Raw genomic sequence first — 14,694 nt, 5'->3', positions numbered from 1 at the left:
TTTGTTCAATTTCCAGAGCGTATCTATTTTAAAGTTTAAAAGCACGTCGCTTCCTCTCGCTTGATTTTTCCGCTCGCCGTCCGTTCGAGGTGCTCGACGATTTCAATGTTCTTGGGCACCTTGTAGCTTTCGAGATGCTCGTAGCAAAAGCGCCGCAGCGCCTCCTCCGCCAGACCGGGGGCCACCACCTTGGCGCAAGGCAGCTGGCCGTAGTGCGGATGCGGGCGGGCATAGACGAGCGAGGCCTCCACGCCTGCGCACCGGGCCAGCACCGCCTCGACCTCGTACGGAAACACCTTCATCCCGGCAAAATTGATCAGGTTCTTGGTGCGTCCCAGCAGATGCAGCGCCCCGACCGCATCGAGCATGCCCACATCGCCCGTTGCGAACCACTCGTCCGGCCGGCGAACGCGCCACGGATGCAGATAGGCCGAATACATGCCCGGCCCGCGCAGCCAAACTTCGCCCACCTGGTTTTCATCGGCATCGCGGATTTCCACTTCGAAGCCCGGCAACGGGCAGCCCACGGAATCCCCTTCCCCTCCCGTGTTCACGAACGGCAGGCCGGCCTCGATCAGGCCATAGGCTTCCTTCAAGGCGACTCCGAATTTTTCCAGAAAGGCCGACGCGGTTTCGGCCGGCAGTTTCATGGCGGTGGAAACAGCCATGCGGATGCCGGCCAGGGCTTCCGCACCAATCGACCCGTTTTCCGCCAACGCACGGAAATGGAACGGTGTGCCGTAGATAAAGGTGCCACCCCGTTGCACCGCCGCGAGGAGCGAACACGGGAAGGTTTCGTTGCACAGATTAATCGTTGCGCCACGCCGCAGGAACAGCAGGATCGTCACCACGAAATGGAAACTCATCGAAAGCAGCCAAACCACCGTGTCGGCGGGAGTGATCCGCAACGCCTGGTCGGCCACGCGGGTGCGCTCGGCAATTTCCGGGTGGCTCAGCAATACGCCTTTGCTAGTGCTTGTCGTGCCCGAGGAAAACCGGATGAAGGCCGGTTGCAGGGTCTGGAACTCATCCGGAAGCGCAACGGCCGGCTCCCGCTTGTCCAAGCGGAAGCCGTTGCCTTCCGGAACCAATAGCCAGGAAGAGGAGGTCTTTTCCAGAATGTCCTCGACCACCTCGGTTGCAACCCCATGCGGGACGGGAACGATCACCGCACCGACCGAAAGAATGGCCAGGCTTAAAACGATGTAGTCCACGCCATCCGGGAAGGCCAGGCCAACCACATCGAATGCATCCACGCCCCGCAGCTTCAGGGCGGCGGCGGTTTCATCCACGGCTTCAAAAAGGCCGCGGTAGGACAGGTCGCCGCCATCGGTGCGGACCGCAATTTTGTTTTCGGGCAATCCGGCGGTCTCGGAACGGATCAGGTCGACGATATTCATGCCGCCTCCCTTGCCGCCGCGCGCCCGGCGGCCTCGCCGGTGGCGATGCAGGTGCCGATCACCCGCGCAGACGAGAGCGCCATTGAATCGGCCGAAATGGCGCGGCCCGCCGCCCAGAGGTTTGCGATGTTTTCCGACTTCAGCGCGCCCATCGGAATGTCGTACGAGCCGCCCCCCTCGACATAGGCATATCGAACGCCGCGTTCGGCATCCCAGAACTCCATCGGCCAGCAACCGCGCGCCGCACTGTTTGCGAAGCCGCGGCCCGTTCGGACATCCTCTTCCGAAAGTACGGTTTTGCCCTTCAGGCGAATGCCTTCGCGTTGCAGTGCCACGCCGGAGGTTTGTTCGATTTCCACTTTTTGGAATTCCGGCAGTTCGGCTTTTAATTCCCGCAGGATTTCGGAGGCCAACCATTCGGCGGACGCTCCTTTCCCGACGCTGATCTTAAGAACCCCTTCATCGAAAACCGTGTAGCGAGCAGCCAACGGAAGTCGCTCCGTGTCGACGGCACGCCAGAGTGTGTGCGGCACTTTGATGGGTAGCATATCGTTAAATTCTACGTCCCGAAGCCGGACGAGGAAACCCGCCAGCGCCGGTTCTTCGGGGACGATGGTTAAAGCGGAACTGTTGCGCACAACAGCCGCGCAGCCTGTGCAGTCGACAACGGCACCAACTTCAATCTCGATGTCACCAAAACCCAGCCTTGAGATTCGGCCTTCGGCTTCTCCAACGCGAAGATCTCCAGCGTCGGCATAGAGCCGGATGCTGGACTCCGCCTTAATCCAGCGCTCATAGGTTTCCGCGAATTTCCTGGCGCCGCAACGGAACAAATGTACCCGCCCCCGGCGTTCAACCTTGGCCGATGCTGACTGGATAAACTCGCTGGCCAAGCCTTCGTTGGTTGCTTGCGGCTCTTCGGTATCGGCGAGGAACAGGCCGCAAACCGGGAACCCGAGTCCGGCACACATGGCCCCGCCAACGGAAGACGTTTTTTCGAGCAGGGCAACCCGCGCGCCTTCGCGCGCAGCGGCAACGGCGGCCGGCACGCCACTCGCGCCGGCCCCTACCACTGCAACATCGAAAACCTCTACCGCCATTACCCGTCCTCTCCCTATGCCGATTTCATCCGTTCGATCGAGCGCGCCAACGCGGCGATGGAGGCGATGTCTTCGCGCTGCATCCCCGACTTCATCAGATCGATTCCATAGTGCGTTTCGATGAACACCAGGATTTCAACCATGCGCATCGAGTCGAGCCCCAGCGTGTGCAACGGCGCCTCCATATCCAGCCCGTCGGTTTCCAATGAAAGGATGCCGGCGATCCGTTCCCTTAGTTCGGTCTCAATTTTTTCCATCGTGCATATATCCTTTAAAAAGCGAGGAAGGCGGCTTCCACGTCCTTGATTTCCCGATCGGTGAGCGCGCCATCGCGCCAGGCCATGCCTAAGGTGAGCCGCCCGTTGATCTGGCTAAAGAAAAAGCCCAGCCCCACCTGGGGCGGAATGAGGGGCATGTGGTAGAGCTTTTTAATTGCATGGCCACAAAAGGTTTCGCCTTCGAACAGGCTTTTGCCCACCGAGCCAAGGCTGAACGAAGCGTGGTTCCACGCGTTCAACCCTTCGAACAGCGGGAGCGGCACCAGGCGCATCAACGCCATGAAGCGCTCGAACTGGCGGGGGAAGCCGGCCTTGGTCTGGTTGAAAAACTGGCTCTTGAACCGGGCAATCAGTTCCGCCCGGTCGTTGGCCACCGCGGCATCGACCTTGAAAAAGAAGATCGAGCAGTGGTTGAAAAAGGTGTTTTTCCACGAGAGCCCCGTCGGGCGCAGGTCGGTTGTGCAAGGGACGATGAAGCTGCCGCTTCTTTTTTTCAGCGCTGCAATCTTCCCGAACGCCGTGCTGGCCGCTGCCAGGGCGTAGGGCATGAACATGAGGTAGCCGGCGTCGCGGTCAACCCGGCCCAGCCAGTCCGAAGTTTCCTGCTCGGTGAGCGTATGCAGCAGGAAGCGCCCACGGTTTCCCTTGGCCTTGCCGCCTTCGTCGAGCCGGATCATGCCCGAACCAATCACGTTCCGGTGCACCGTCTCGCCCACGCAACGCGCGCTTGAAATCCCTTCCTTGATCGGGGCAACAAGCCCTTGCGGCGAAGGGTCGGGCATGGCATCGATCGCGCCCAGCGCAACCTCCCCGGAAAAAAAACGGCTAAGCAGCAGCAAGAACTGCTCCGCTCCGCGGGCATCGAGCAGGCGATGGTCGAAGGTGAGGGCAACGAGGCAACCGCCTTCGGAGGGATAAAGCAGGTGGAACACGACATATTCATTGCGACTGCGGAACGGTGTGTTGACCAGAGCCTCCAGCGTTTGGAACACCGCGGTGGCTTTGATGCGGTGGACGTCCACGCGGATCTGCGGGGGCTCCGGCTTCCGCGGCATCCGCCAAAAGGGCAACACCGACCCCATGCGCGACTCGCGGCCGTCCAGGACGGGGAAGGCCTTGGCGAACTCGCGCACCGCAGCGGAGAACAACCCCTCATCCAGCATACCCGAGAGCTGCAACACAATCTGGGAGGCGTTGCCAACCCCGCCCGTGTGGCGCATGGTGGCGCGCCACATGGTCTGGATCATCCAGTCCAATCCCCCCAGATAATATTTCCCCGTCTTTGTCAATCCACCGTTCCCATCACGTCTTTTCGACGAATAATATTGAAGTATATTTAGAAGATAGTGATCTCAAAAAAGGTAAGCCATGCAAATGAGAAGGAAACCGTAATCCTTGCGGAACCCGAGAAGCATTTGAACAATACAACTTAAGCTTCATTATGCCTCAGAGAGTACCACAAGATTAAAATGAACATCATGAAGGCACACCGGATCAAACCTCCCAAGAGAACAGTGAACTATATATCCAGTTCTGTTAACACATCGACAGTTCCGCTTGCCGACAGAAAAGCCAACTCTTCCTCAAACTTCTTACGCTCCTCATACGGGATTGACTTATTGGAAACCAACTTTTCTAAACACATTTTGCGGTGATGCCTATATTGTATACATTGCTTATCCACAAATTTATCAAGCAGGTCATAGGCAGCTTTCGCCTTACTTTGGGTTAATAGAAAGTTGACTTTTAGCGACAACCGAACATCCAAGTTTCTATTATTAAAATCCGAATCCAAACGTTCAATTTCAACATTAGTGAGTTCAGGTCTGGCATTTATCCGAATCATGCATTTAACCAGTTGAACTCGAGCCGCAAAAAAGCGTTCACCACCATACCTCAGAGCCTCTTTTGCAGCAGTTTCAGACTCTAGATATAATCCCTGAGCAAAAAGAAATGTTGATAGGCGCAAGTTATAATGATCGCCTTTATCCAGTACACTAAGCTTATCCAGCACCTCTCGTGCTTTTTCCTCATTCCCACTCTTAATGTAAATATTTGCAGCGATGTCGAGTACAACATTATTTTCGGGTCTTGCCTTAATCGCTTTATCTATGTACCTCTCCGCTTCTGAAAAATTGCGTTCGACCATATGGCAATGAGCCAATTCACGATTTAATGCAGCCCCTTTCTTTCCATACTCGGATGACATCTTGTAACTCTCTATCGCATTACGAATCCGACCTCTTTTTCTGTTATAGAAACCTTCAAGAAAATAAACATCACGAGGTCGCGCAATTCGCTTCATCTCGGATAGCTGAACTTCAGCTTCATTCCAGCTTCCCAACTGAACAAATGCCCGAACTGTGAATTCCCGAAGTCTTATGTTATCCGGCAACTCTTTCAATGCCTCGAACGCATACTCGATTGATTTACCATAGTCTCGTTGGTGGTACGCATCTTCAACCAATCTAATATAATCACTACGTAATTTTACGCCTTGCCTTATAGATTCACTATCCTTCACTTCCATTCCTATCCGGAATAGGATTCGAGAAAGATCCAGTAATTGATGATTTTTTGCGTCTTCCACAATCTCGAGGATTGCAGCGCCAACCTTTCTCAAATCATCTTTACTAGGCCACCCAAACAGCTTAACAGCAGCATCCCTAACGGGCTGGGCGATGGAATAGCACCCATTTTTATCACAATAAACTAAGGAATGATCCATAAGAGAGTAAAGAGCATCATGACCAGCTTCCATGTTGTCTTGATAGAGAGCTGAGATCACCGATAGAGGAAGAGGGGAATACATTGCGAGAACACTCAATAGAGCTTCTTCGACTTTTCCCATTTTTTTATCCTGTAAATGCTGAATAAACTTTCTTGTACTAAACTGTACTAAGCTATGCTTATCAGACAGGAGTAATTCAGCGCCATACTCCTCAGCTTGCTTAATCGCAAAGTATGCAGCCGGTGGATATCCACCAATATATTCAGACAACTCATTTATTTGCTCAGCATTATAGGAAACATCGTAATCGTTCGCGAGACTGAGGAGAAGTTGCTTTGTTGCCTTGTCCGATAGTTGAATTATGGAAAGACTTGGCACATCGAACTTAGAGTTAAAACGCAACTTTCTCGTTAATATCAATATTACATAAATATCTGCAGAATCAGGAATATTGAAAAAGAGCCTCAAATACTCTGGACAAAGGTTCCCGTCGTCATCCAACAGTCCTCCAGCATCAACGAAAACAGGCAATTCTCGAGAAGTCACCAATCTTTCAAGGTTATCAACAATACGCTGTCTTAAACCTTCTTCATCCAAAAGAGAGAGTGTGCTTAGGATTTCCTTCAATTCTTCAACACACGAGTAAGGCTCAACTTTATCCACCAATTTTGCACACAACTCAAATAACGAGTCACCGTTTTCAATATAAATCTCAGTAATAGCATCCAAGGTATATATCTCATTCACACTCCTCTTAATCAGCGTTCGTCGTCCATAACCAGGCAATCCTGTAATCGAAATAACTTTGGGAGGATCCATACCAATCGGAACAGCAAGATCTTCTAGACGCTCGCGATCCTGAGCTCTACCGAAAAAATACTTATCGGTGTACTTTGAAGATAGCGATTCTAAGTGACGTTCGATATTCCGCGCAATTACACTCGGGGAATTCTCGGTTGTAACAAGTGCGCGCCGCATCCAATCAGGTATGTCCAAAGGATCGATTTCTTCATCAATTATAAATACCAAACATTTCTTAATCCGCCCCTGTAACTTACGATAAAAAGCTTCATCAATTTCATACTTACACCAAAATGACTGCAAAGAAGATGAACTGGCAAAAAAAACAAATATTGAACTTCTATCAAGATGCTCAAGAATACTTGCCTCGAACTCCTTCCCATTATCAAAACATGTTTTATCAAATATGCTCTTAGTCCGAGTTAGCCTTTTCTCAACACTTCCAACAAATTCCTTATCAATTGACGAATGCGACAAAAACGCCTTCATAATTCAACTCCCATGGTTTTTAACCTTTATCTCCCACAACAAAGCAACGATCGATTTCGCTTCCGAGTTCATAGACGAGCACCTGCTGGGCCTGGCCGTCCTCAATCATTCTGCGCGCGGTCACCATCAACTCCCCGACCGAGGCCTGCTGGTTGCGGTAGTAGAAGAGCGGCCCCTGCAAACCGAAATGCACGGCGGCTTCGGCCAGCGGGCTTGAGGGGAGCGTGTAGATGAACAGATTGGCGCGCGCCATGGAGCGGCCGCCGTCCACATAGTCGTTGAAATAGTCGAAGTTGGCCTGCTCGCAGCCATATTCATCCATGCCCAGCAAACCGATGTCCTGCTTCTCGCCCTTGGCATATTCCAGCCCCGCATCCTGCAGCGCCAGCGCCGTCACATAGCAGACGCGCTGGGCAATCGCCGGGAAGCGCCCGAAGTTTTTCACCGGATAGGCAAAGAGCCCATCCTCCTTGCCGATCCCGCGCAACGCGGTGCGGGAAGCCCACTCCACCGAGCGGTTCAGCTTGTCCGAACCATAGGAATCCTGGGTCAGCCATCCACACCCGATCACCTCGATGCTCATTGGGCACCTCCCCTCTTCAAAACCAGCGAGGCATTCACGCCGCCAAATCCGGCATTGGTTGAAAGCACATAATCGGCCTCCAGCTCCATCGGTCGGTCAAGCACCCAGCCGGCCGCCGAGGCTTCCGGATTCTTCATCCGGACCGAAGGGGGAACCATCCCGGTTTCAAAGGTTTTCAACGCCAGCATGGCTTCCACCAGCCCGGCGGCCCCCATGGTGTGGCCAATGCCGCCTTTCACCGAATAGGTCGGGCGGGGCGAGGAAAAGACGGTATGGAACGCCGACATTTCCATCAAGTCGTTATAGATCGTACCGGTGCCGTGCGCGGCGATGAAGTCGATTTGCGCTTCATCGATGCCGGCGACCTTCAGCGCGATATGGATCGAACGCGCCAGGCCGGAACCGTCGCGCAACGGGCCGGTCATGTGGTTGGCATCGTTGCTCATGCCCCACCCGAGCAGCTCGCCGAGGTTGGCGCAGCCTTCCTCTCTCGCGCGCACATCGCTCATCAGCACGGCATAGCCCGCCGCCTCGCCAATGGTCAACCCGTCGTGCTTTTCATCGAACGGACTGGAGGCCCCCGAATCGAGCGCCATCAGCGAAGAAAAACCGGAATAGAGGAATTCGGTGACCGGATCGCAGGAAACCACCACCGCGCAATCGATTTCGCCCGAGCGGATGGCCGAGGCCGCCAGGCCCAAGGCAACGGTCGAGGAGGCGCATGCCGAAGAAACCACCACCCCTTCGTCCTCCACGCCCGTGAGTTGCCGGGCGGCCTCCAGCAGCACCGTCATGCAGCTATCGTGCGGCTCGCCGCGGTCGTGGAGCACCTTTTCCTCCACCTTGTCCATCTCGCCGTTGAGCGTGGCGATGGAGAGTTTGGCATCCTTCGGAATCCGCTTCCCCTCCAGCACTTTTTCGAGCATCTGCACTACCAACGACTGGCCGGCGTGGTAGGAAAGCCCGGGGACAATCCCGCCCATGCTGCTTTTGAACTCGGAGGTATCGAACCGGTCGAGTTCGGCCAGTGCGCTCACGCCGCTGAGCAGCCCCTGCCAGCAGACATGGGCACCGAGGCCATAGGGTGTAATCAGATCATAGTCCGTAATAACCACCTTGTTCATTCCCCACCTCCCAGCCGGCCGCCCTTCCAAAGCTCCTGCTGTTTTTCGAGCAACGGCGGCACCGTGAAACACGGCTCCCCCGTCGTCGCCGAACTGAAGAGCTGAACCGTGAATCCCGTCGCGGCCAGGCTCCCGTCTTCCTTGTGCACTTCATACTCGATATTGATGCGGGCGGCATCCGTCCACAGCATGCGCGCCTTGACGGTGAAGAGTTCGTCGAGCAGCAAGGAGCTGAAATAATCGACGTGCAGCTGGACGATCGGCGCATAGACCTCCGCCGCAAAGAAATCCTCATAGCCCAGGCCGCTGAGGCGCCGCAGCTCGGAAGAGGCCTCTTCGAACAGGGTCGCATAGTGGCCATGCCACATCACCGCCATGGCATCCACTTCCCCGAAACGGGCACGCCGCTGGAAGGAAAACTCCAGCGGATCGGGAGCGCCCGGCTCGCGCTTGAAATAGTGCTTTTTCCTACGCATGTTCCACCTTCAACTTAAACTGGCCCACCCGCTCGCCCTTCGAGGTCAGGCTGGCGCTGAGCGTGCCATCGGCCAACGTACACTTGATTTCCAACGGCTGATCCGGAACCACCATCGCAACAAACTTGGCATTGGTTGCGGCCCCCATTTTCATGCGTTTGCCGCACATGCGGTCCGCCATCACCATGGCCAGCGTCAGTTGGCAGACGCCCGGCAGCACCGGCTGTTCCGGGAAGTGCCCCTGGAAACCGGAAAAGCCAGCGGGGAACGCCAGCTCGGCCGAGGCGGCATCGCCGTCCGAAACGAAGTTTTTCAATAAAGCGTCTATTTCTTTTCTCACCTAACTACCTACTTTGTTTTGCAAAATCATTTGATGCAAAATGTTGCCTTCGAAGATGCACGCAGGGCGTTCAACTTTTTGAATCCAATCATTTTGCCTCCTTATCGTCCTTAAACGGATAAATCTCCTTCACGCGGAAAACCATTCGGTAGTGGAAACGCTTGTTATACAGAACCACGCCCATCGGATACAACTTTCCGCCGTGCTCTTCATAGTCGTAGTAGCGCACGACGGCATCCGTCCTCCAGCCCCGGGCAAAGCGTTTTTCAGTCAACCGTTGCCGTTGTCCGGAAAAAACCCACTCGATGGTTTCGCCGTCCGCCTTATGCACGAAAACCATGCTCCGCTTGCGGTGTTTCACCGCTGCGTTTTCGGGAGGCACCCAGTTCAAATAGATTCGCCGCAGATCCTGCCCGATGGCGGCGAAGATTTTGTCCTGGTGTTTTTCCATCTGCGGCGGAACAAAGAGCGGCTCCACCACCTCGCCCTTGCCTTGCAAACCGAACAGCGAAATCCCCGCCGGCGTCATGCACGAGAGCGCGTAGGCTTCGTTGGCCGGTTCGATGGAAAGGTAGCCGAGCCCGGTGAAGCCCTGGGTGAAAAACCGAAAGACCACGCTTTCGAGCAGTTCGAACTCCTGGGCAACCGCCGCGCCGAACGTTTCCACAACGCCGGAGGGTTCCGCCTCCCGGAAATCGCCCTTGGGCGCCGCCTCGAACGGCACCGTGGCGCACCCGGTCAAGAACATCAGAATTAGTCCGACAGAAGATCGCAAAGTACGCAAAGACAGGCAGGCCCTATCCCCCTTTGCGTACTTTGCGGCCTTCTGTTTAAGAAACCTCATGCCTGCTTCTCCTGTAAAAAGAGGGAGCAGAGGGCGGGGACGACGAGCATCGAGGTGGCATAGCCGGCCGAGATGCCACCGACGAGCGTGAGGCCCACCGCAAACAGCGCCGGGTGCATCGTGAAGAGCAGCGCCCCCGCCCCGATCAGCGTGGTGCCGGCGGAAAGCGAGATGGCGGTACGGGTGCCGAGGTTGAGCGAATGGGTGAAGGCGTGCACCTTGAAAATGCCATAATCGACGCAGAGGCCAATGACGATGATGCCCGAAACCAGGTTCATCACGTTCAACTCCGTTCCGACCAGCCGCACCAGCGCCGCCACACTTGCCACCCCCGCCGCGGCCGGTGCCAGCACGATCAACACCTTGCGGACGTTCTTCAGCAGAATGGCACTCATCAGCAACACCAACCCGAGCGCCACCAAGGTGATGCGCCCAAACTCGCGGGTATAGTCCTCCGCCAGCGACTCCGAGATCGCGGTGCGGGAAATCAGCAGCACATCCTCCAGGCCGGCCAGCGCCTGAATCAGTTCGGGCTCATCGGGGAAAAAGGAAAAGACCCGCGTTTCGCCATCGACCGTCGCCACGAAGCGCTGCTTCAGCTGCCCGAACAGCACATTGTCCTTCGGATCGGCGGGATCGACTTCCGGAAGCTCCAGCGATTGGAAGAACGGTTCAAAGGCATCGACGGCGAACCCATACGGCTCGCCCTCTTCGGCAAAGAGCGTCTTTAGGTTGGCCACCTTGGCTTCGCTCCAGAAGGCGTTCCAGTTTTCGGCGTTGGCCCGGCGGTTCGCATGCGATTTCCAGATGGCGCTGAAGCTGGCGAGCCGATCGGGCAGCGCATCGTAGACCCGGTCGTTTTTCGCCAAGGCTTTTTCATAGTCGGCATCGGCCACCACCGCGACCGCCTGCCCGGCGCTACCGCCGCCGAAGGATTCCGCGAAGCGTTGCTCGGTCTCGATGATGTGCCGTTCGGTGCCATCGAGCCCCATGATGTCGGAATCGAATTCAACTTGAAGCGCCACCGGAACCGCCGCCGCCAAAAGCACAATGAAAGCAGCGAGTATGACGTACGGATTATTTAACCGCGAAAGAGCGCAAGGAACACAAAGATTGCTTTGCGACTGTGTGTGTTTTGCGTTCCCTGCGTTCTTTCGCGGTTTCAAATAGACCGGCAGGATGAAGAGCGCGCCGAGGACGGAAAAGACGACGCTGAGCAGGGCGAAGGTGGCGAGCTGGTGGTAGCCGGGAATCGTGCTGGAATAAAAGGCGGCGAAGACCCCTGCCGTGGTGAGCGCACCGAGCATGATCGGCTTGGCCACCGAACGGACGGCTTCCAGGGCGGAGCTGGAACGGCGGACGGCGACATAGACATGGATGCCATAGTCGACCGCAATCCCGCTGACCACCGAGCCGAAGCCGAGCATCATCGGCGATAGGGTTCCGAGCAGGAGTGCGGCAAGGTTGACGGCAACGAGCAAGGCCGCGAACGGAACGATGAAGATGAGGTTGGCGCGGAGATCGCGGAAGAACAAGAGGAAGAGCAGCACGAAGGCAACGGAGGCAATGGTGACGGTTAGGCTGATGTCGTGGCGGATCACCTTTTCGTTGCTGATGGTGTGCAGGTGGCCGCAGACCATCTCGGCATCGATCGCAGGCGGCAGGGCCTCCATGCGTTCGGTCAGATATCCGACCAACGCGTGCGAGCCACCGGCATCGGTGAAGGGAATGTCGGTTTCGAGCACCAGCAGGACCTGCTTGCCGTCGGCGCTGACGAGGTGGCCTTTTTCGATGCGCATGTCGTAGCCGAACGACGAGGAGAGCGCGCGGATCTTTTCGATCATCGCCATTTGGATATCGAGCGGGTCGCGCTGGATCATGGCGGCCATGAACGACCCCTCGGGCTTGAGCAACTGCACATATTTTTTGCGCAGGCTTTTGGCGACCCCCTCGCGGGTGGTGTTCTTCTCCAGTTCGGCCAGCCCGCCCGGCCCCAGCAGCTCGGGGGCGCGTTCGAGGAACACGCCGATGTCGCGGATCATCTGTTGTTCATCGACCGTGCTGAGCACCTGGGTGATCATCGGCGGTTCGAGCGAGTCGACAAATCCATCGACCGCCGCAAAGAGTCCGGCCGGGTCGGCCCCGCCCTCTTTCAGCGAAAAGGAAACGGCCACCTTGGCCGAGAAATCGATATCCTGCAAAAAGCCGACGGCCTTCTGCGTGTCGCTGCCGGAGGGCAGCATGACTTCCATGGAATGGCGGAAGGGAATGAAGAGCAGACCGGCGGCGGAGAGCAACACCAGCAGGGCAACACCCGCGGCAACCCGGCGCGGGTGTGAAAGAAAATGATTGAACAAGGCTGGAAAACGCCCCTCACCCATCCTGGCCAACCTCCCACTCCTTTTCGGGAACCGGGGCGTTGAGCACCGTGTCGATGAAGGTGATGGAGGTGGTGTCGCCCCCCATGTCCTCGATCACGATTTGCTCAACGTAGGTGCGGTCGTCGCGCACGTTGATGGTCAGGCTCTTGATCACCTTGCCCACCATGCCGTCGGCCTTTGGAACAAATTGAAGCACGGGCGGTTGCCGGCTTTTCACGGTCAGGTCGTAGTCGTCCAGCAGCGAGGCAAACTCGCCGGAGAACCATTTTTCAATTTGGCCGATCACTTCTTCGAAGACGGGATCGCCGGAGGTTTTCTGCTTCTGGATCTGGTTGCTGTCTTCGTCCCACTGGATGGCGTGCTCGCCGTTGAGGATCAGCACATAGCGGATGGGCGAGTTGATGCGCCACGCCATCTTGCCCGGGTTTTCGAGCACCAGCCGCCCATCCATCCGGATGGTGCGCTTGAAGATCTTGAGCGCCTTTTCCTGCTTAAAGTTGGTCTGCACCGTTTGGATCGAGGAAAAGCTTTTTTCCAGGTCCTGCAGCAGCGCCGCCTGCCCCTCCTCCGCAATGCAAGTGATTGAGATGAACCACGGAATACACAGAATACACGGAATGATTAGACTTTTTCTCTTCCGTGTGTTCTGTGTGTTCCGTGGTTTAAACATGGTGTTCATGCGGAGGCCTCTTCGTGGTAGATTTTGATCTGGCCTTCGGCCATGCACTCTTCCCCCCGCAAGACCCGGCCATTCACAATGCTGAACGCACCGAAGCCGGTGTCCTTGGTGGCCTCGACCACCAGCCGGTCCCCTGCCTGCACGTTGCCATGGAACGTGAAACCCTTGGCGCCAAGCAGGAAGCCGGCGGGATCTTCGTCGCGGTGCCGGGTACGGAACCCGTTGAACAGCGCGGCCGCCTGGGCCACCATCTCGATATAAGCCACTTCCTCCAGGTTACCGTCCTCATCCAGGAAGAGGTTCGATTCTCCAACAACCGTTTGGACCAAGGCCCGTCGCTCGCCCAGGAAAAGAAGCGACTCCACCATCTGCATCGGCGCTTGCTGCGGGATCAGGCCTTCGGCGGCGATCGGCAAACGGTCGATCTCGTGCTGCTTGTCGATGTTTTTCCAGCAGAGCGGATCGGACGCGAGATAGTCGCCGGTCATTTGGTAGGCCGCGCCGCGGCACCCGTAGCATCCCTCCTTTTCCGGGCATTCGGCGCATGGCCCCTTGATTTCCTGGAGGTGGTTGCGCAGATCCTGGATGACTTCGCTTTCGGCAAGCACCTGCTTGAGCGGCTTTTCGCGAATGTTCCCGACCGGGATGTCGACACCGACGCAGGGCATGACGTTCCCGACGGCATCGACGTAGCACGAAAACTGGTGGCGCATGCAGCGCTCGCCCGCAAGCGGCGGCTGCGGTTTCCAGTCCACCCCGAACCGCTTCCGGTCGGACTCGGCAAACTTTTCGAACAGCTCCTCGACCTTCTTGGGATCCTCGTAGACCCAATCGTTTTCGACCGCCCCGCCCTGCGGGGTGATCATTTCGAAGTAGGGGTCGATCCGCTGGTCGCGCAACCAGTTCCACATTTCCTCCAGTTCGTCATAGTTCAGCGCACTGATGATCGAGCTGGCGGCCATGGGCTTTCCACCGTCGCCATAGCCGGCGCTCTTCAGATTCCCAAAAGCCGAACTGATGATGGCGTGGGCGTTGGGAATGCCGCAGAGCTTGTTCTGCACCTCGGGATTGCGCGAGTTGAGCTTCAGCACCACCTTCACGTCGAGATCGGCAAGACGCTGCGCGTTTTCGGCGGTGATGTTCGAGCCGTTGGTGAAGAGTTCGACCTTCATGCCGCTTTCGCAGATGTATTCGATGACCTCGAAGATGTGCGGATAGATCATCGGCTCGCCACCGAGGATAATGATGCCCTGCGCCCCAAGGTCGCGCGCCTGGAGCACCAGCGCCTTGATTTCGTCGAGGGTCAACTCGTTGTGGGTTTCGGCATCCTGGTAGCAGTAGGGGCATCGGAAGTTGCAGACACGGCTGCATTCGATTTCCATGGTCAGGAGCCGGCCGTCCGCGGCGGCCGCCTTGATTTCCTCCAGGCTGAACCCGGCTTCATCGCAAAATGCATGGCACGACATGG

The 14,694-nt window shown here is 56.5% G+C and carries 13 protein-coding genes; all 13 read right to left on the bottom strand.

What is annotated here, in order from left to right; genetic code table 11:
- Nucleotides 1-35: 35 nt before the first annotated feature.
- Nucleotides 36-1,400, bottom strand: coding sequence for a class I adenylate-forming enzyme family protein (locus tag E9954_RS02955; RefSeq protein ID WP_136077748.1), 1,365 nt, complete (start codon nucleotides 1,398-1,400; stop codon nucleotides 36-38).
- Nucleotides 1,397-2,500, bottom strand: coding sequence for an FAD-dependent oxidoreductase (locus E9954_RS02950; protein WP_136077747.1), 1,104 nt, complete (start codon nucleotides 2,498-2,500; stop codon nucleotides 1,397-1,399). The genes E9954_RS02955 and E9954_RS02950 overlap by 4 nt, the downstream gene beginning before the upstream one ends.
- 14 nt (nucleotides 2,501-2,514) lie before the next feature.
- On the bottom strand, nucleotides 2,515-2,757 hold the full coding sequence (locus tag E9954_RS02945) for an acyl carrier protein (RefSeq protein WP_136077746.1): 243 nt from the start codon (nucleotides 2,755-2,757) through the stop codon (nucleotides 2,515-2,517).
- A gap of 14 nt (nucleotides 2,758-2,771) precedes the next feature.
- On the bottom strand, nucleotides 2,772-4,067 hold the full coding sequence (locus E9954_RS02940) for a hypothetical protein (RefSeq protein WP_136077745.1): 1,296 nt from the start codon (nucleotides 4,065-4,067) through the stop codon (nucleotides 2,772-2,774).
- A 230-nt stretch (nucleotides 4,068-4,297) separates the two neighbouring features.
- On the bottom strand, nucleotides 4,298-6,799 hold the full coding sequence (locus E9954_RS02935) for a TIR domain-containing protein (RefSeq protein WP_136077744.1): 2,502 nt from the start codon (nucleotides 6,797-6,799) through the stop codon (nucleotides 4,298-4,300).
- A gap of 19 nt (nucleotides 6,800-6,818) precedes the next feature.
- Nucleotides 6,819-7,382, bottom strand: coding sequence for a beta-ketoacyl-[acyl-carrier-protein] synthase family protein (locus E9954_RS02930; RefSeq protein ID WP_136077743.1), 564 nt, complete (start codon nucleotides 7,380-7,382; stop codon nucleotides 6,819-6,821).
- A complete protein-coding gene (locus E9954_RS02925; RefSeq protein WP_136077742.1) occupies nucleotides 7,379-8,506 on the bottom strand; it encodes a beta-ketoacyl-[acyl-carrier-protein] synthase family protein in 1,128 nt (375 codons plus the stop codon). The genes E9954_RS02930 and E9954_RS02925 overlap by 4 nt, the downstream gene beginning before the upstream one ends.
- Nucleotides 8,503-8,982, bottom strand: a complete 480-nt coding sequence (locus E9954_RS02920) for an acyl-CoA thioesterase (RefSeq protein WP_136077741.1) — start codon at nucleotides 8,980-8,982, stop codon at nucleotides 8,503-8,505. Before E9954_RS02920 ends, E9954_RS02925 begins: the two co-directional genes overlap by 4 nt.
- Nucleotides 8,975-9,322 (bottom strand): hypothetical protein, encoded by a 348-nt coding sequence (locus E9954_RS02915; RefSeq protein ID WP_136077740.1) that lies wholly within the window; start codon nucleotides 9,320-9,322, stop codon nucleotides 8,975-8,977. Before E9954_RS02915 ends, E9954_RS02920 begins: the two co-directional genes overlap by 8 nt.
- Before the next feature lie 88 nt (nucleotides 9,323-9,410).
- Nucleotides 9,411-10,070, bottom strand: a complete 660-nt coding sequence (locus E9954_RS02910; RefSeq protein WP_136077739.1) for a hypothetical protein — start codon at nucleotides 10,068-10,070, stop codon at nucleotides 9,411-9,413.
- 92 nt (nucleotides 10,071-10,162) lie between these two features.
- Nucleotides 10,163-12,547 carry an MMPL family transporter gene (locus tag E9954_RS02905; RefSeq protein WP_246046715.1) on the bottom strand — a complete coding sequence of 795 codons (2,385 nt, stop codon included), beginning with the start codon at nucleotides 12,545-12,547 and terminating at the stop codon, nucleotides 10,163-10,165.
- The gene (locus E9954_RS02900) at nucleotides 12,540-13,226 is read right to left on the bottom strand and encodes a LolA family protein (protein ID WP_136077737.1); all 687 of its coding nucleotides are present in this window, start codon (nucleotides 13,224-13,226) and stop codon (nucleotides 12,540-12,542) included. Before E9954_RS02900 ends, E9954_RS02905 begins: the two co-directional genes overlap by 8 nt.
- Complete coding sequence (locus E9954_RS02895; protein WP_136077736.1) at nucleotides 13,223-14,692, bottom strand: radical SAM/SPASM domain-containing protein; 1,470 nt, start codon at nucleotides 14,690-14,692, stop codon at nucleotides 13,223-13,225. The genes E9954_RS02900 and E9954_RS02895 overlap by 4 nt, the downstream gene beginning before the upstream one ends.
- Nucleotides 14,693-14,694 lie beyond the last annotated feature (2 nt).

This window comes from Pontiella desulfatans, assembly GCF_900890425.1.
Lineage (GTDB): Bacteria > Verrucomicrobiota > Kiritimatiellia > Kiritimatiellales > Pontiellaceae > Pontiella > Pontiella desulfatans.
This window is presented reverse-complemented; position numbering and strand designations above follow the sequence as displayed.

Excerpts from the sequence above, each read along its gene's own strand:
- E9954_RS02955 (WP_136077748.1), bottom strand. The coding sequence starts at position 1,400 with ATGAATATCGTCGACCTGATCCGTTCCGAGACCGCCGGATTGCCCGAA.
- E9954_RS02950 (WP_136077747.1), bottom strand. The coding sequence starts at position 2,500 with ATGGCGGTAGAGGTTTTCGATGTTGCAGTGGTAGGGGCCGGCGCGAGT.
- E9954_RS02945 (WP_136077746.1), bottom strand. The coding sequence starts at position 2,757 with ATGGAAAAAATTGAGACCGAACTAAGGGAACGGATCGCCGGCATCCTT.
- E9954_RS02935 (WP_136077744.1), bottom strand. The coding sequence starts at position 6,799 with ATGAAGGCGTTTTTGTCGCATTCGTCAATTGATAAGGAATTTGTTGGA.
- E9954_RS02930 (WP_136077743.1), bottom strand. The coding sequence starts at position 7,382 with ATGAGCATCGAGGTGATCGGGTGTGGATGGCTGACCCAGGATTCCTAT.
- E9954_RS02925 (WP_136077742.1), bottom strand. The coding sequence starts at position 8,506 with ATGAACAAGGTGGTTATTACGGACTATGATCTGATTACACCCTATGGC.
- E9954_RS02920 (WP_136077741.1), bottom strand. The coding sequence starts at position 8,982 with ATGCGTAGGAAAAAGCACTATTTCAAGCGCGAGCCGGGCGCTCCCGAT.
- E9954_RS02910 (WP_136077739.1), bottom strand. The coding sequence starts at position 10,070 with ATGTTCTTGACCGGGTGCGCCACGGTGCCGTTCGAGGCGGCGCCCAAG.
- E9954_RS02905 (WP_246046715.1), bottom strand. The coding sequence starts at position 12,547 with ATGGGTGAGGGGCGTTTTCCAGCCTTGTTCAATCATTTTCTTTCACAC.
- E9954_RS02900 (WP_136077737.1), bottom strand. The coding sequence starts at position 13,226 with ATGAACACCATGTTTAAACCACGGAACACACAGAACACACGGAAGAGA.
- E9954_RS02895 (WP_136077736.1), bottom strand. The coding sequence starts at position 14,692 with ATGTCGTGCCATGCATTTTGCGATGAAGCCGGGTTCAGCCTGGAGGAA.